The organism is Acidithiobacillus thiooxidans ATCC 19377 (assembly GCF_009662475.1).
GTDB lineage: Bacteria > Pseudomonadota > Gammaproteobacteria > Acidithiobacillales > Acidithiobacillaceae > Acidithiobacillus > Acidithiobacillus thiooxidans.
This window is the reverse complement of sequence record NZ_CP045571.1, coordinates 2,867,591-2,883,662: the sequence shown is the minus strand read 5'-3', so window position 1 is coordinate 2,883,662 and position 16,072 is coordinate 2,867,591. Positions and strand designations below refer to the sequence as shown.

The 16,072-nt window shown below is 54.2% G+C and carries 13 protein-coding genes; 3 read left to right on the top strand and 10 right to left on the bottom strand.

Features of this window, described 5'->3' with window-relative positions; translation table 11 throughout:
- Positions 1 to 14: 14 nt before the first annotated feature.
- Complete coding sequence (locus tag GCD22_RS15145) at positions 15 to 722, top strand: type 1 glutamine amidotransferase (protein WP_031575719.1); 708 nt, start codon at positions 15 to 17, stop codon at positions 720 to 722.
- Here the strand turns inward: GCD22_RS15145 and GCD22_RS15140 are convergent.
- From GCD22_RS15140 to GCD22_RS15100, 9 genes are all read right to left on the bottom strand, one after another.
- Complete coding sequence (locus tag GCD22_RS15140; protein WP_031575717.1) at positions 698 to 2,173, bottom strand: protein adenylyltransferase SelO; 1,476 nt, start codon at positions 2,171 to 2,173, stop codon at positions 698 to 700. The genes GCD22_RS15145 and GCD22_RS15140 overlap by 25 nt on opposite strands.
- Before the next feature lie 107 nt (positions 2,174 to 2,280).
- Positions 2,281 to 4,539: an ATP-dependent Clp protease ATP-binding subunit ClpA gene (clpA, locus tag GCD22_RS15135; RefSeq protein ID WP_010642911.1), complete on the bottom strand. Its 2,259-nt coding sequence runs from the start codon at positions 4,537 to 4,539 to the stop codon at positions 2,281 to 2,283.
- A gap of 5 nt (positions 4,540 to 4,544) precedes the next feature.
- Positions 4,545 to 4,853 carry an ATP-dependent Clp protease adapter ClpS gene (gene clpS, locus GCD22_RS15130; RefSeq protein WP_010642909.1) on the bottom strand — a complete coding sequence of 103 codons (309 nt, stop codon included), beginning with the start codon at positions 4,851 to 4,853 and terminating at the stop codon, positions 4,545 to 4,547.
- Between the two features lie 173 nt (positions 4,854 to 5,026).
- Entirely contained in the window at positions 5,027 to 5,803 is a 777-nt protein-coding gene (locus tag GCD22_RS15125; RefSeq protein WP_024894842.1) for a peptidylprolyl isomerase, read from the bottom strand.
- 63 nt (positions 5,804 to 5,866) lie between these two features.
- Positions 5,867 to 6,430: a DJ-1 family glyoxalase III gene (locus tag GCD22_RS15120; protein WP_031575713.1), complete on the bottom strand. Its 564-nt coding sequence runs from the start codon at positions 6,428 to 6,430 to the stop codon at positions 5,867 to 5,869.
- Positions 6,431 to 6,539: 109 nt separating this feature from the next.
- The gene (locus tag GCD22_RS15115; protein WP_031575711.1) at positions 6,540 to 7,991 is read right to left on the bottom strand and encodes a S41 family peptidase; all 1,452 of its coding nucleotides are present in this window, start codon (positions 7,989 to 7,991) and stop codon (positions 6,540 to 6,542) included.
- Between the two features lie 60 nt (positions 7,992 to 8,051).
- Positions 8,052 to 9,539 (bottom strand): murein hydrolase activator EnvC family protein, encoded by a 1,488-nt coding sequence (locus GCD22_RS15110; protein ID WP_153940859.1) that lies wholly within the window; start codon positions 9,537 to 9,539, stop codon positions 8,052 to 8,054.
- Entirely contained in the window at positions 9,540 to 11,069 is a 1,530-nt protein-coding gene (gpmI, locus tag GCD22_RS15105) for a 2,3-bisphosphoglycerate-independent phosphoglycerate mutase (protein ID WP_031575704.1), read from the bottom strand.
- Positions 11,070 to 11,135: 66 nt separating this feature from the next.
- Positions 11,136 to 13,622 (bottom strand): glycogen/starch/alpha-glucan phosphorylase, encoded by a 2,487-nt coding sequence (locus tag GCD22_RS15100; protein ID WP_031575700.1) that lies wholly within the window; start codon positions 13,620 to 13,622, stop codon positions 11,136 to 11,138.
- A 211-nt stretch (positions 13,623 to 13,833) separates the two neighbouring features.
- Between GCD22_RS15100 and GCD22_RS15095 the strand changes: the two genes are divergently transcribed.
- On the top strand, positions 13,834 to 14,220 hold the full coding sequence (locus GCD22_RS15095; protein WP_010641172.1) for a rhodanese-like domain-containing selenoprotein: 387 nt from the start codon (positions 13,834 to 13,836) through the stop codon (positions 14,218 to 14,220).
- Between the two features lie 56 nt (positions 14,221 to 14,276).
- Here GCD22_RS15095 and GCD22_RS15090 read toward each other — a convergent pair whose 3' ends face one another.
- Entirely contained in the window at positions 14,277 to 15,218 is a 942-nt protein-coding gene (locus GCD22_RS15090) for a carbohydrate kinase family protein (protein ID WP_031575697.1), read from the bottom strand.
- Positions 15,219 to 15,340: 122 nt separating this feature from the next.
- On the opposite strand from GCD22_RS15090, the gene GCD22_RS15085 reads away from it, so the two are divergent.
- Positions 15,341 to 15,946: an outer membrane beta-barrel protein gene (locus tag GCD22_RS15085; RefSeq protein ID WP_031575694.1), complete on the top strand. Its 606-nt coding sequence runs from the start codon at positions 15,341 to 15,343 to the stop codon at positions 15,944 to 15,946.
- The last annotated feature ends 126 nt before the right edge of the window (positions 15,947 to 16,072 follow it).

Here is a 16,072-nt window from a genome sequence, read left to right as displayed (position 1 = left end):
GAGGATTTTCAGCGATGCGCGTTCATGTTCTCCAGCATGTGGCTTTTGAAGGACTGGGTAGTATGGAAACCTGGCTTGAGGACCGCAAAGCCAGAGTGTCCTGGACGCGCTTTTATGAAAATAGCGCATTGCCAGCAACCACAGAGTTTGATTTACTGATTATTCTCGGTGGTCCAATGAGTATTCACGATGAAGCGACTTATCCCTGGTTGTCTGCGGAAAAACGCTTTATTGGTGAAACCATAGCAGCGGATTTGCCGATTCTGGGCATTTGTCTGGGTGCGCAGCTTGTTGCTAATGTCTGCGGGGCGCAGGTTGTTCCGGGCAAGCAGAAGGAGATTGGCTGGTTTCCCGTATATGCGGAAGTATCTGACGCCGATCATTTTCAATTTCCCCGGCAAATACAGGCTTTCCATTGGCATGGCGAGACTTTTGATTTGCCGCCTGGAGCGACCCGTCTGGCCCATAGCGCCGCCTGTGAGAATCAGGCTTTTCAGATAGGAAATCAAATCATAGGATTACAATTCCACCTGGAAAGTACGGCGTTCAGCATTGATGCCCTGATCCGGCACTGTGCGGATGAAATTATTCCCGATCAGCCGACCATTCAGAGTGTGGAGCAGATGCTGGATGCTCCTTCAGACGCTTATGAGCAAATCCACGCACAGGTTCAGCGCGTTCTGGATTTTCTCAGCACTCAGGTGCCACAGAAGGTTTTGTAAACTCCGAAGCTTTCGGGTGCGGGCTGCGCGTAGCTTTCCAGACCGGGGCGTTCAGTAAAGGGCTCGGCGAGGACTTCGAGCAGCTGGCGGAAAAGACCGAGATCGCGGTTTTGGGTGGCTGCATTCAGGGCTTCTTCCACTTTATGATTGCGCGGGATATAGATGGGATTCACCTGATCCATATCTCGCGCTATTTCCTCAGCCTGCATGGGTTCCCGTGCCAGACGATCCTGCCAGCGTTGCAACCAGGCATCCACAGTTTCGGCATCGTCAAACTGGCTGCGCAACGCTGCAGGGTTCCCCAAGACTACTGCCGAGAGGCTCCGGAATGCCCGCGTATAATCCACGGATCGACCTTCCAGCGTCGTCAGAAAGTCCTGGGCCAATTCCTGGTCCTGTTCTTCCTCTGTGTGTAGGCCCAGTTTGGCCCGCATACCCTGTAACCAGTAATCTGCATAAACTTTCGGGAAATGGTTGATGGCTGCGGTCAGCTGGTGAATGGCGACCTCGCTGTCAGGATCAACCAGTTCGACTAGAGTTTCCGCAAAACGGGTCAGATTCCACTGGGCTATCAGCGGTTGATTGCCGTAGGCATAGCGTCCCTGACTGTCGATAGAGCTGAATACGGCGGCAGGATCGTAGCGGTCCATGAAAGCACAGGGACCGTAATCAATGGTCTCTCCGGCAATGCTCATGTTATCGGTGTTCATGACGCCATGGATGAATCCCACCAGCATCCAGCGGGCAAGCAGCGCTGCCTGCCGGTCGGCGACGGCATTAAACAGGGCGAGATAGGGATTGGTAACGCTTTGTACTGCAGGATAATGACGGGCAATCGTATAATCGGCCAGTTGCCTGACTTTTTCCTGATCATTGCGAATCGCAAAAAACTGAAAAGTACCGACGCGAATATGACTGGCAGCAACACGGGCCAAAATGGCACCGGGCAGAGGCGTGTCGCGATGAATAATTTCACCGGTGCTGACGGCCGCCAGTGCACGGGTGCTGGGAATGCCGAGCGCGGCCATGGCTTCACCCATGAGGTATTCCCGGAGTACGGGGCCAATGGCTGCTTTGCCGTCCCCACCGCGCGAAAAAGGGGTGCGTCCGGAGCCTTTGAGCTGGAGGTCCCAGCGCCGACCGTTCGGGTCGAGTAGTTCACCCAGCAACAAGGCTCGACCATCTCCCAATTGCGGGGATAGATTGCCAAACTGATGCCCGGCATAAGCCTGGGCCAAAGGCTGCGCACCCTGCGGAATTTCATTGCCGGAAAAAATAGCAGCGCCCTGGTCACTCTCCAGGGCGGCAGCGTCCAGTCCCAGTTGCGTCGCCAGAGCATGGTTGAGAAGCAACATATGTGGGGAAGGCACCATTGCCGCTTGCCAGGGGGCGAAAAATCCCTCCAGTTCGCGGGCGTAGCTATTGTCAAAATGAAAGCCGTAAGTGCTCATGATTTATCGAAGTATCCAGAATTTGGCAGAGGGCCCGGAGGCTTTCTGTGCTAACGGTACGGGCCAAAATTGCGGCAAAGCCGCCGGACCCTCTGCTGTTTTCAGCTTCATTCCTGGGTCACCGCTTCGGGAATCCGCAACTTCACTGCACCATCTTCCAATGTGGCGCTGATCCGGGTGCCCTTGGGCAGATCTCCAAAAAGAATATGCTCGGCCAGAGGCTTTTTCAGGTGTTCCTGAATGACGCGCGCCATGGGCCGTGCGCCCATTTGCGGATCATAGCCCTTATCGCCCAGCCATTGCCGGAGTTCAGGACTGATTTCGAGACTGTATCCCTTGCTGAGGAGTTGCTCATCCAGTTCCATGATGAATTTGTCGACCACATGAAGAATGGTGTCCCGAGACAGGGCGCTGAAGGGCACAACCGCATCCAGACGATTTCGGAATTCCGGTGAAAATACCCGCCGGATGGTTTCCATTTCCTGACCACCTTCCAGTTCTGCGGGCTTCATGAAGCCAATGCTGGCCTTGTTTCGGGTCTCGGCGCCGGCATTGGTGGTCATGATCAGGACGACATTGCGGAAATCTACCGAACGACCGCCAGCATCGGTCAGCTTGCCGTGGTCCATGACTTGGAGCAATACATTGAAAATATCCGGATGGGCTTTTTCAATTTCGTCGAGCAGCAGCACGGAATGGGGGTTACGACTGACCGCTTCCGTCAGTTGACCGGCCTGATCATGCCCCACATAACCCGGAGGCGCGCCAATGAGACGGGATACCGTATGGCGCTCCATGTATTCACTCATGTCGAAGCGCAATAACGGGATACCCAGCAGGCTGGACAACTGGCGGCTGAGTTCGGTTTTGCCCACGCCAGTGGGTCCGGAAAACAGGAATGTGCCCACCGGTTTTTCGTGATGCCGGAGCCCGGCCCGGGCCATTTTGATGGCTGCGGAAAGCTCATGAATGGCTTTTGCCTGTCCGTAGATGACCAGACCCAGATCTCTTTCCAGATTTTTCAGCGCCTGACGATCATCTAAAGAAACATTTTTGCCGGGAATGCGCGCTACGCGGGCCACCATTTCTTCAATGTCGTGGACGCCAATGCTTTTTTTCCGCCGCGAGGGAGGCAGTAATGCCTGAGCTGCACCCACTTCGTCAATCAGATCAATGGCCTTGTCAGGCAGATGGCGATCATGAATATGCTTGACCGAAAGCTCCACTGCTGCCCGCAGCGCCGTATCGGTGTAGCGGAGATTGTGGTGCTGCTCAAACTGACCTTTCAGTCCGCGTAGTATTTGCACAGATTCCTCCTGAGAGGGCTCTGGAACATCAATTTTCTGGAAGCGCCGGGTAAGCGCCCGGTCTTTCTCGAAATGCTGGCGGAACTCCTGATAAGTAGTGGCGCCAATGCATTTGAGCTCGCCGGAGGCCAACGCCGGCTTGAGCAGGTTGGAAGCATCCATGGCGCCTCCGGAGGCTGCTCCGGCACCAATCAGAGTGTGAATTTCATCAATGAAGAGAATGCTGCCCGGCTGTTTGCGCAGCGCTTTCAAAACCGCCTTGAGGCGTTCCTCAAAATCTCCCCGATAGCGGGATCCGGCAATCAGGGCACCCAGATCCAGCGCGTAAATCGTGACATTCTCCAGCATTTCCGGCACTTTCCCGGCGACAATGGCTCTGGCAATGCCTTCCACAATAGCCGTCTTGCCGACCCCCGGTTCGCCGACAAACAAGGGATTGTTTTTGCGGCGACGCGCCAATACCTGCAAGGCTCTGATGACTTCCTCCTGACGCCCGATCAGCGGGTCCAGGCGTCCGGCACGGGCCATAGCATTGAGATTGCGTGCATAAGCCTGCAGAGGGTCCTTGCTGTTGCCCTTTTTTTCGGTACTCCCTTCGACTTCTTCTTCTTCCTCGTCCATGGCTTCATCCTTGCGCATTCCGTGCGCCAGATAGTTGACAACGTCAAGTCGGGTAACGTGTTCTTTCTGCAAGAAGTAAACCGCATGAGATTCGCGCTCGGCAAACATGGCGACAATAACATTGGCCCCGGAAACGGCATCCTTGCCTGCGGATTGGACATGGTAGAGGGCGCGCTGAATGACCCGCTGAAACCCTACGGAGGGCTGGGTGTTGACGGTTCCGGCGGGGCCCATGGCGGGCACCTTGCGCTCCAGAAAGTTTTGCAATTCCATGGATAGATGCTCGGCATTCCCGCCACAGGCCTTGAGTACATCCAGCCCTTCTGGGTTGTCCAGCAGAGCCAGCAGCAAATGTTCTACCGACGCATACTCATGACCGTATTGACGGGCAATCTGAAATGCCTGGTTGATGGATTTTTCCAAGGCCTTGTCAATCATCGGGATTACTCCTTTTCCATGATGCAGCGGAGTGGGTGCTGGTGTTGCCGGGCATCTGCCGTGACCAGTGCGACCTTGGTTTCGGCCAGATCATAAGGGAATATACCGCAGAGACCCTTACCCTGATGATGTACGGACATCATCACCGCAACGGCTTCCTCATGAGGTTTATGGAAATAGGCTTCAAGAACATGCACGACATAATCCATCGGCGTGAAGTCATCATTCATCAGCAATACCTTGTACATCCTCGGCTCTTCCGTCTTCGGATCACGCTCCAGGATCGTACTGCGGCGATGCTGCGTTTTACTCATTTCCCAAGCTCCATGATTTACTTTGTCTGCCTCCATTGTGGCGTCTGCCCCGACCGCTGGCAAGGCGAAACCGCTTAAACAAACAGCTCAGGCTCGATTGGATATGGGGGCGGGCACCGACAAAAAAAAGCGCCGGGAAAATCCCGGCGCCAGCAGATGCAAAACTGCTGCAATTACTTGGTAATGTTGATTTTCGCCTGACTACGCAGCTGGGATACGAACTTGGCGGCTTCCTGCTGGGAAAGCTGGGCCTTGATACGATCCTTCATGGCACTCAGAGGCGGCGGGGTCAGAGCACGCGTCGCCTGTACTTCAATGACATGGTAGCCGAACTGGGTCTGTACCGGACCTACAGGCTTGTCAATCGGCGCGGTTTCGATAGCCTGGGCGAAAGGCGGTACCACCATACCAGGAACAATCCAGCCGAGTTCGCCGCCATGGGCTGCACTGGCCTTGTCGATGGAGTCTTTTTCTGCCAAGGTTGAAAATTTCTTGCCAGCCTTGAGTTCAGCCATGATCTTGTCGGCTTCTGCCTTGGTTTTGACCAGAATATGCCGGACTTCGTATTCTTTTTTGCCCATGGCCTGCACAAATTTGTTGTACGCCGCCTGAATATCGGATTCGGGAACTGGATGCTCCTGAACATATTGATCTACAGCGGCATCTGCCAATATCTGGCGCTTGGCCATAGCCAGTCGTTCTTTGACATCAGGAGACTGAGCCAGGTTATGGCTGGTGGCATACTGGGACAGGACTTCCATGTTGACCAGATTCTGCACGACCTGCTCGTGGGCATTGGGCTCTTTGGCCAGCGCCGGACTCATGGACATGATGGCCTGGACTTCACTATTGTCGATGGGGGTACCGTTGACAGTGGCTACAGGAGCAGCAAAAGCAGGTACTGCAAAAGCGCTGAGAGTGGCAGCAAGAATGACCGCGCGAAGTTTCATAAATTTTCCTTCAGGTTAAGTAATGCTCCCCTATTATCCATAGTCACAGACAAAGGGGAAGTGTTAGCAGGAACTACGTTGCAGTGGAATTTCTGTTTCCTGTCTTTTTTCAGGACCCAGAAGGAGTTCCACCAAGGTAAGGGCAAAGTCCATAGCCGTACCGGGACCACGTGAACTGATTAGTGGACCATCAACGACTACGGCAGAACTTTCATAATGATATTCCTTGCTGAGCGGATCCAGCACTCCCGGGTAGGCCGTTACATGGCGGTTTTCCAACAAGTGTTGGCGGGCCAGCAAACCCGGTGCCGCACAAATGGCCGCAATCAGTTTCCCCTGCTGTTTCCGCTGAAGCAGCAACTCCCGAAGAGGGCTGTGTTTTTCGAGGTTTTCAACGCCGGCTGCTCCTCCGGGAAGCACAATCACGTCCACCTCGGTAGCGGCCAGCTCATCCCAGGTGGTGTCGGGGATCAGGCAGAGGCCGCGACCACCGGTGACCGGCCCCGGGCGCAACGCGACGATCGTCACCTGACATCCGGCACGGCGCAGAATGTCACTACAAATAACGACTTCCATATCTTCAAAGCCGTCGGCGACCGGTATGAGTACCTGAATGGCTGAAGACATTAGACAGCAACCTCGTAATTTTTACCTAAGTGCATGATTACCAAATCCGCTCATTTCAGAAACCACGGTGCTTTGACCGCATTTTCATGGGATTTATCCCGATTCAAATTTATTGGCCAGAGGCAACAGACAAGGGAATCACTTCCTGAACGCTATGACCATTTTCATCAACAGGTACTGCCTGTTTTTCGAGAATTGCCAAAGCCTCGCGCAAAACATAATCTTTTCCCAGATTCGGTTTGAGGACGCTGGCAGCTTCCATGGCCTCTTCCGAAGCAGAGCCACTACTGGTTTTTGCTGTGACGAGGGCGGGCTTGCTGGCCGGTGCCGTAATGGTGTACTGCGGTTTTACCTTGCTGCAAGTGTCGGGAGCTTTGAGAACGCCCTGTAATTCCGATTCCTTGAGCAGATCTTCATCCATCGCTCGCAGCTGGGGATTGGCAGGCTGAATTTCTACATTGGGCACAATGCCCTGACTTTGAATGGAGCAACCCGCCGGCGTGTAGTACAGAGCGGTGGTCAGTTTGAGCGCGCCACCATTACTCAGGGGGATGACGGTCTGGACAGAACCTTTACCAAAACTGCGCTGCCCCATGACGAGGGCACGGTGGTCGTCCTTGAGTGCGCCAGTGACAATTTCGGCAGCCGAAGCAGAGCCGCCATTGATCAAGACGATCATGGGCGCGCCGTGAAGATAATCCGGGCCATGTGCCGTAAAGCGCATGTCGCTGTCGGGGGTTCGCCCTTTGGTGTAAACAATCAGTCCCTTGTTTAAAAAGGTATCTGCGGTTTCTACACCGGCGCCAAGGACCCCACCGGGATTATTACGTAAATCCAGAATCAGACCTTTCAGGTGTCCATGAGCGGTTTTTTCCAGTTGCTCCACGGCCTGGCGCGTTTTCCGACCGGTGTTTTCCTGGAACTGACTGATGCGAATATAGCCATAATCCGGTGCCAGCATGGCTGAGCGTACACTCTGAACCTTGATAATGGCGCGGGTAAGGGTCAAGTGGATGGGCTGATTCTGATGCGGACGCAAAATGGTCAGGGTGACCTGAGTGCCCGGTTTGCCGCGCATCATGTCCACGGTTTTTTGCAGACCAATACCCTGCAGTGCCTTGCCGTCAATTTTGACAATCAGGTCTCCGGGTTCGACGCCAGCTTTGGCGGCAGGAGTGCCATCAATAGGAGCGACGACCTTAAGCACACCATGATCTCCGGTCACTTCAATGCCGAGGCCACCAAACTTGCCATCGGTGACCACCTGCATCTCCTTGAATTCTTTGGGCGTCAGGTAAGCGGAGTGCGGGTCGAGGGCGCTGACCATGCCACTGATGGCACCGGTCATTAATTTTTTGTCAGAAGTAGGGTCCACATAATTGGATTTGACGATTTCAAAGACCTGACTGAGGGTCTGGATTTGTTCCAGGGGGATGTGGTTCTGATCCGCATCTGCGTAAGCACTACCCGCGTAACTGCTGCCCAGGCCCAGCATCAACACAACACTGAGCTTGAGCCATGTGCCAGCTGGGCGCGACAGGATGCGATTGAGCGGGATCATAATGCATTTCTCCAAAAAGCATGGGTCCGGTTTCCAGGAATCGGAGGATCCGGATGAAATTCAGTTGTGAATGTAATCCAGAGGATTGACGGGATGACCGGCGTTGCGAATTTCAAAGTAAAGTCCATCATTACCCAGTTCACCGCCACTGCCTACCGTGCCTACCTGATGCCCTGCAGCGATTTGTTCACCGACATGGGCATCGGTGGAACCCAGATGTCCATAGATGCTGAGCAGGCTATGACCAATCTGGACAATCACAATTTGTCCGTAACCTCTGAGCGGGCCAGCATAAAGTACCATGCCGGGAGCAATGGCGCGAACCGGTGTTCCTTGTGCCGCCTGAAAAGTAATACCCTGCCAGTCGAGACCGCCGGTTACGCGCGGACTGCCATAGCGTGCGGTAATGGGACCGTTAACGGGTGCCGGATAACGGCCATGGCCGATGATCGGGGTGCTGGGCGGGCTGATGCTCGGGCTGGGAGCAGGCCGAGGTGCTGGCGGCGGAGGTGTCGAGGGTGAGACCGCTGCCGGAACAGGTTTCTGGGGAACCGTGGTAATGTGCGGCGGATGAACTTCGGTCGTCGGAGGTGCAGCATTTTCGGCAGCACGTTGGACTTGTTCCGCACGCTGTTGTTCCTCGGCTTTTTGCACGGCTGCAGCGCGTTGTTCGGCACGCTTTTCCGCAGCCAGGCGGCGTTGTTGGGCAGCTCTTGCCTCGGCGGCGGCGCGTGCTTGCGCTGCCGCACGCGCCGCCGCTTCGGCCGCTGCCTTGCGTCGCGCTGCTTCGGCAACAGCCTCCTGGTGTCGGAACTGAACCACCAGGCGACTCACCAAGCCATTAAGAATATTGGCGTTAGCCTGTAATTCGGCAATTTTGGCCTTGTCTTTGGCGATCCGGTCGGTCAGCTGATTTTCGAGAGTGGCATGTTGCTGACGCTGCTGGTTCAGGGTATTTTCCTGGGCCTGGATTTGCGTGGCGAGTTTCACTAATCCCGCTTCTCTCAGCTCTACCTGGTGTTGTGTCTGAACGATTTGTGCCGCCGTATTTTGGGTTTTTACAATGAGCGTGCTGCGGGCTTTGGCCAGGGAAGCGTAATAAACACTCATCCGTCCCAATTCTCCGGGCTTTTCGGTTTGTAGCCAGACCGCGAGGGGGGTTGTCCCACCGAGCATGTAAGCCCCCCGCAATTGTTTACCCAGAATTTCTTTCTGCTGGACCAACTCTGCCTGCAATGCCGTTATTTTTTGTTTCAGTTCATTCAGTTTTAATTGGGTTTGTTGTTGTTGCGCCTGAATGTCAGCCAGCTTTTTTCGGGTCGTCGCAATTTTTAGATCAAGCGTTTTGATTTCGTCGCGCAGCTCCGCCTGGGTTTTTTGACCGGCGTTCAGATGGGCCTGAATTTGCCCCAGATTCTCGTGGAGATGCTCCAGTTTTTCGCGACTGTTTTGGATTTTTTCCTGAAGCGAACTGGCATCTGCTCCCAGTGGGAGTAATCCGGTCAGTATCAGCAGAGTAACCGAACGGAGCAAAATCCTCGAGGTCATTTAGGCAGTCTGCACCAGATTTTTTCCGCCCATTTCCGGTGGTTTGGGCAAACCCATAAGATGCAGAAGCGTTGGCGCCAGATCTTCCAGAGCACCGCCCGACAATAGCTCGGCAGGACGTCCAATATACAACAGGGGGACCGGGTTGCAGGTATGCGAAGTGTGTGCCTGACCACTTTCGGTATCCAGCATCTGCTCAACATTCCCATGGTCTGCGGTAATCAGAACTTCTCCACCGACATTACGTACGGCGCTGACAATACGTCCGAGGCTTTGATCGACGGCCTCTACTGCCGCAATGGCGGCACTGAGTTTGCCGCTGTGACCAACCATATCGGGGTTGGCAATATTGCAGATGATGGCATCATATCGGCGACTTTCCACCTGCTCTACCAGCGCATCCGTCAGAGCGTTCACACTCATTTCCGGCTGCAGATCGTAGGTGGTGACCTTGGGAGAAGGAATCAAAATCCGGTCTTCGCCAGGATAAACGGTTTCGTCGCCACCATTCAGAAAGAAGGTTACATGCGCGTATTTTTCTGTTTCGGCAATGCGTAACTGATGTAATCCGTGTTGGGCAAGCCATTCCCCGAAGGTGTTTTTGAGCCGGGTCGGAGGAAAAGCCACATGGACGTCAAAATGTTCACTATATTCAGTGAGTGTCACAAAATCTGCGAGTTTGGGCGTGGCCTGACGGGGAAAGCCGTCGAAGTCGGGCTCAATGAAGGGGCGGGTAATCTGCCGGGCGCGATCAGAACGAAAGTTCATGAACAGGACGGCGTCATGATCCTTAATACAGATGGGTGTGCCGCCGATTTGTGAGGGGGCAACAAATTCATCACTTTCGCCCCGGGCATAAGCGGCGGCCAGCGCCTCCTGACCCGTGGCATAGTGGGTACCTTTGCCAAGAGTAAGCAAATCATAAGCCTGTTGTACCCGATCCCAGCGATGATCCCGATCCATGGCATAAAACCTACCAATCAGCGAGGCCAGTTCGCCACCGTGGGTTTTCAATTCGGCTGACAGTTTTTCCAGAGAATTTTCCGCGCAGCGGGGTAGGGTGTCGCGTCCATCCAGAAAAGCATGTACGTACACCCGTTCCGCTCCCCGACTTCGAGCCAGACGCAGGGCGGCAAACAGGTGTTCTTCGTGGGAATGAACCCCCCCCGCCGAGAGTAATCCAAGGATATGGACCGCTCCGCCCTGAGCTTTGGCCGTATCAACTGCCGCACAAAGTGCGCTGTTTTTATAGAAACTTGCGTCCATGATGCCACGGTTGATGCGTTCGTATTCCTGGTAAACAACCCGTCCGGCCCCGATATTGATATGCCCGACTTCACTGTTGCCCATCTGTCCGCCGGGCAACCCTACGGAAGCCCCGGAGGCATTGAGGAGGTTATGAGGATGGCTACGCCACCAGCCGTCCCAGTTAGGCGTATGGGCCAGGGCAATGGCATTGTTTTCAGGATCTTCGCGATAACCCCAGCCATCCAGGATCAGCAACAGTACGGGGCGCGGTGTGTGGGCCATCAATTTCCTCTAAACCGGGAAGGAATACAAATTAAGGACGCATTAAAGCAGATCAGGCGAATTCTGTCATGGGGTCATCACCAGGGGTTTGAGATGCCAGATATCGGCATTATATTCCCGAATGGTGCGGTCGCTGGAAAATACACCGCTGGCAGCACTGTTCAAAATACTCAGACGCTGCCATTCCGTCTGGTCACGCCACAATGCTGCTGCCTCCTGTTGTTTCAGCTTATAGCTGGTGAAGTCGGCCAGTACCATCCAGGGATCATGCGGATTATTGAGGGTGTGCATGATGGGATCAAAAATGCCCGGTTCAAAGGCATTGAAATACCCGCTGTGCAGGAGATCCATCACTCTCTGCAGATCGTGGTCGGCCTGCAAATAAACTTCTGGATGATAGTTGCCCCTTAACTGACTGACTTCCTGGGCATTCAGGCCAAACAGAAAAAAGTGTTCGGGCCCGACGGCATCGCGTATTTCAATATTGGCACCATCCAGCGTACCAATCGTCAGTGCGCCGTTCATCATGAACTTCATGTTGCCGGTTCCTGAGGCTTCCTTGCCTGCCGTGGAAATTTGCTCGGACAAATCGGTGGCTGCACAAATCTGTTCCATAAGGGAAACCCGGTAATCCGGCAGGAAACAGACCCGCAAGCGACCGGCAGTATCGGCATCATGATTGACCACGTTGGCAATGTTATTGATGAGTTTGATGATCCGCTTGGCCATGAAATAACCGGGGGCGGCTTTCCCGGCGAATAGCACATTACGCGGGGTGACTTCGGAGCCTTCACCGCGTTTGATGCGATCGTAAAGGTGAATGACATGGAGGGCGTTGAGCAGCTGCCGTTTGTATTCATGAATGCGTTTGACCTGGGTATCAAGCATGGCACCCGGAATAAAATGCACACCGGTTTGTTCCAGAACCAGCCTGGCGAGGCGGGCCTTGTTGATTTGGCGGACCGCATCCCAACGTTTGCGGAACGTGGCGTCTTCTGCAAAGGGGGCCAGAGCCTTGAGATGATCCAGGTCGTTCTTCCAGTCAGGACCAATTTGCTCGGTAAGCAGTTCCCGCAAGGCGGGGTTGGCCCACTGCAACCAGCGCCGGGGCGTGACGCCATTGGTTTTGTTGTTGAACTTTTGGGGCCAGAGCTTATGGAAGTCGGCGAACAGTTCGTCGCAAAGCAGTTCCGTGTGCAGTGCGGCTACGCCGTTGACGGAAAAGCTCCCCACCACGGCCAGGTGGGCCATGCGGACCATTTGTTCGCCATTTTCCTCGATGATGGACAGGCGTTGTAGCAAGGCATTATCCCCTGGCGCCCGACGGGCCACTTCCTGCAGGAAACGGCCATTGATTTCAAAAATGATTTCCAGAAGGCGTGGCAGGAGCTGGCGAAACAGGCGTACCGGCCAGCGTTCCAGAGCTTCTGGAAGCAGGGTATGGTTGGTATAGGCCATGGTGTGGCTGGTAATTTTCCAGGCGCTATCCCAGTCCAGGCCATGTTCATCCATCAACAGGCGCATCAGTTCCGGTACTGCGCAACTGGGATGCGTATCGTTGAGCTGAAAACAGTGATGTTCGGCAAAATGGGTAAAATTTTCACCATGTACAGCGACCCAGTCGGCCATCACATCCTGAAGACTGGCTGAGGCCAGAAAATACTGCTGACGCAAGCGTAGTTCCTTGCCATTTTCACTGCTGTCATTGGGATAAAGCACCATGCTGATATGTTCAGCATTATTTTTAGCTGCTACAGCTTCGGGATAGGCACCCGCATTGAATTCGCCGAGATCAAATATGTCGGTGGAGGCGGCGCGCCATAGCCGCAGGGTGTTGACGACCTCATTGCGATAACCCGGTATGGGAATGTCATAAGGGACAGCGAGGACATCGTGGGTATCCACCCAACGATGATGTAATTTGCCCTGAGCATCCTTATAGACATCGCTGCGCCCGAAAAAATGAATATGACGCACGCGTTCTGGTCGTTTCAGTTCCCAGGGGTAACCATTTTTCAGCCAGTGGTCGGGTTCTTCGACCTGCTCGCCCGCCCGAATTTCCTGACGAAACATGCCATAACTGTAGCGTATGCCATAACCCGTGACGGGGAGCCCCAGTGACGCACAACTATCGAGAAAGCAGGCAGCCAGACGACCCAAACCGCCATTTCCCAAGCCGGCATCGGGTTCGGTCTCAATGATGTCCGTCAACTGCCGGTGTTCCTGTTCAAGCGCTGCTCCTGCGGCTTCTTCCAACCCCAGATTAAGTAGGGCGTTACCCATGGTGCGGCCCAGCAAAAATTCGAGGGACAGGTAGAAAGTACGTTTGCCTTTCTCTTCCATAACTTTCTTGTGGGTTTTTTTCCAGCGTTCCACCAGACGATCACGCAGGCTCATGGATAGCGCAGTATAGAGATCTTTTTTCGAGCCGGTTTCTTCTTCGGCACCGAGGGTATGAAAGAGGTAATGACGGGTATCTGAGCACAGGCTGCTGGCATCCATTCCCAGGGGTGGTAAGACACAGGCGTTTTTAGCGGGGCGTCTGGCAGGCATGAAGCAGTTCCTCATATGCGGATGGTCGACACCCCCATCATAGAATGATGTTATGGAGAAATGAAAGGGAATGTGAGGTCTGAATTCAGTGACGATTCATGCTTGATCGCCATTTCAGGCAAGCACGATAAAGATGCTAATCTTGCAGTCGTAAAGGTGTTGCTGAGCATTAATCAGGTCAGCAATTCATGTCCTTGAAAAGGAGTCGTCCATGGCTAAATCTTTGGCGGATTTTATACGCAGTGCGCGCAGTCAGATTCGTGAAGTGGATTGCGATACTCTGGAAGACTGGTTGCGTACCCGCGACGACTTGGTGCTGGTGGATGTGCGGGAAGCCCATGCTTTTGTCGAGGGGCATCTACCGGACGCTATTCATGTTCCCCGAGGCTATCTGGAAGCCCTTGCTGATCCGGATTACGGGCATTGCCACCCGGTGTTATCCCAGGCGCGGGATCAGGTGGTGGTGTTGTATTGTGACAGCGGAACGCGTTCCGCACTTTCTGCCGTCACTTTGCAGGAAATGGGTTTTAACGAGGTGTATAACCTGGGTGGTGGCATCAATGTCTGGGATGCAGAAGATAAGCCCATTGTGACATGATGCGTTGACCTTCAATCGGGCCGCTGGCAGCGGCCCGATTGAAGCGACGGCATCAATTACTCAATCTGGCTTCCAAAATTTTCCTGGTAACGTTTTTTGAATTCGCTCCAAGTGAAATGATGATTTTGGGTGCCAGCCGTTTCGATTTTGTAGGCGCCCATCAACGAGGCAATCTTGCCACTGGTTTCCCAGCCCAGATTATGTTCAAGGCCGTAAAGCAAACCGGCCCGATAGGCGTCGCCGCAACCGGTGGGATCAATCACAGCCCTGGGTTTGGCCGTAGGAATGTGGGTTTCCTGGTCTTCGTGATAGATGACGGAACCCTGTTCGCCTTTGGTAACGATCAGCGCTTTCAGGCGCTGGCGTAACTCCGCGACGCTTAAGCCGGTACGGGCCTGAACCATCTGGCATTCGTAGTCATTGACCGTCAGATAGTCGGCCATATCAATGAGACGGGTCAGGGTTGCTGCGTCAAACAGCGGCAGTCCCTGTCCGGGGTCAAACAGTGTGGGGATGCCCGCGCGGGTCAAGTCTTCCAGATGCTGGATCATGGCCCCCAAACCATCGGGTGAGACAATGGCCCAGTGCACATCGCTGGGGATTTGCCCGTCCAGATGATTTTCCTGGGCCATGAACATCGCACCGGGATGAAAAGCGGTGATCTGATTGTCGTCCAGATCGGTGGTGATAAAGGCCTGCGCCGTATAATGATCGGGGAGGATGCGAATCAGATGGGTATCCAGGCCCTGCTGTTTGATGTGCTCAAGGTAGGGTGTGAAATCCTGGCCAGCGGTGCCGGCAATGACGGGGTTTCCTCCCAGCAGCTTGAGATTGTAAGCAATGTTACCGGCACAACCGCCAAAATCGCGACGCATTTCCGGTACGGTAAAAGACACATTCAACATGTGTACCTGCTCAGGCAGGATGTGGGCCTTGAAACGGTCCTGAAACACCATAATGGTATCAAAGGCCAGTGATCCGCAGACGAGTGTGGACATGGCAACTCCTTGTTGGGTTTTTGTCAAATTGTTGGGTTGGGTGTGGTATTTTTGCTGAAAACAGGCTATTATCATAACAGGTTTTTACGAATTGTGTTGTCCTGTCCGGGGTGGGTCTGGTCATGAACAGGGGTCTGTGTACATTACTGGCGGTTGCCATGCTGGCTTTTGCCGTTCCGGCCTGGGCTGCGGGTTCTGCTGCCCATGATCAGACCTATGTGAACCTTTTCGGGGGTAATACTTTTCTCAGTGGTGCCAGTGGACTTGCTCATCATGATGGTAATACGGTGCTGGGATTGCGTTTCGGGCAGCGTCTCAGTGCGCACCTGGGTGTCGAGGCGCAGGTTGCTGCGGCTTTTGCCCATTTGCAGGATGCTGCACCCAATGCTGACGCTAACCAGTACAGTGGCGCGCTGCTCGGCAATGTGTATGCCTTTGCCAGTCCGAACACCCCCTATGTTTCTCTGGGTCTGGGTGCTTCCAGTAATCGCTTTAATCAGGATCTGGGGCGCGGTACTTCGCTGATGGGCGTATTGGGACTGGGTTATCAATATTCCCTGGGGGATCATTTTGGGTTGCGCCTGGATGTCCAAGATCAACTGCTGTTCAATACCCCGACGCCCAGCGCCGCAAACCTCAACAATGTGCAGGTGACGGGCGGTATTTCCTATTTTTGGGGCGGCAGCAAAAAATCTGCCTTTCCAGTCATCGGTCCTTCCCATCCCTGAAGCTTGAGTGGATTTTGTTTGCGGGGTGAGCGTCTTTCACTTCGCTTGGCCGTGTATCCTTTGCTATAGTGCGCTCTGTCCCCGTCGACGATCAATTCATCGGCCACGCCAGCAAGGAGCCTGAAC

Coding starts and splice junctions, on each gene's coding strand:
- GCD22_RS15145 (WP_031575719.1), top strand. CDS start 15: ATGCGCGTTCATGTTCTCCAGCATGTGGCTTTTGAAGGACTGGGTAGT.
- GCD22_RS15140 (WP_031575717.1), bottom strand. CDS start 2,173: ATGAGCACTTACGGCTTTCATTTTGACAATAGCTACGCCCGCGAACTG.
- clpA (WP_010642911.1), bottom strand. CDS start 4,539: ATGATTGACAAGGCCTTGGAAAAATCCATCAACCAGGCATTTCAGATT.
- clpS (WP_010642909.1), bottom strand. CDS start 4,853: ATGAGTAAAACGCAGCATCGCCGCAGTACGATCCTGGAGCGTGATCCG.
- GCD22_RS15125 (WP_024894842.1), bottom strand. CDS start 5,803: ATGAAACTTCGCGCGGTCATTCTTGCTGCCACTCTCAGCGCTTTTGCA.
- GCD22_RS15120 (WP_031575713.1), bottom strand. CDS start 6,430: ATGTCTTCAGCCATTCAGGTACTCATACCGGTCGCCGACGGCTTTGAA.
- GCD22_RS15115 (WP_031575711.1), bottom strand. CDS start 7,991: ATGATCCCGCTCAATCGCATCCTGTCGCGCCCAGCTGGCACATGGCTC.
- GCD22_RS15110 (WP_153940859.1), bottom strand. CDS start 9,539: ATGACCTCGAGGATTTTGCTCCGTTCGGTTACTCTGCTGATACTGACC.
- gpmI (WP_031575704.1), bottom strand. CDS start 11,069: ATGGCCCACACACCGCGCCCCGTACTGTTGCTGATCCTGGATGGCTGG.
- GCD22_RS15100 (WP_031575700.1), bottom strand. CDS start 13,622: ATGCCTGCCAGACGCCCCGCTAAAAACGCCTGTGTCTTACCACCCCTG.
- GCD22_RS15095 (WP_010641172.1), top strand. CDS start 13,834: ATGGCTAAATCTTTGGCGGATTTTATACGCAGTGCGCGCAGTCAGATT.
- GCD22_RS15090 (WP_031575697.1), bottom strand. CDS start 15,218: ATGTCCACACTCGTCTGCGGATCACTGGCCTTTGATACCATTATGGTG.
- GCD22_RS15085 (WP_031575694.1), top strand. CDS start 15,341: ATGAACAGGGGTCTGTGTACATTACTGGCGGTTGCCATGCTGGCTTTT.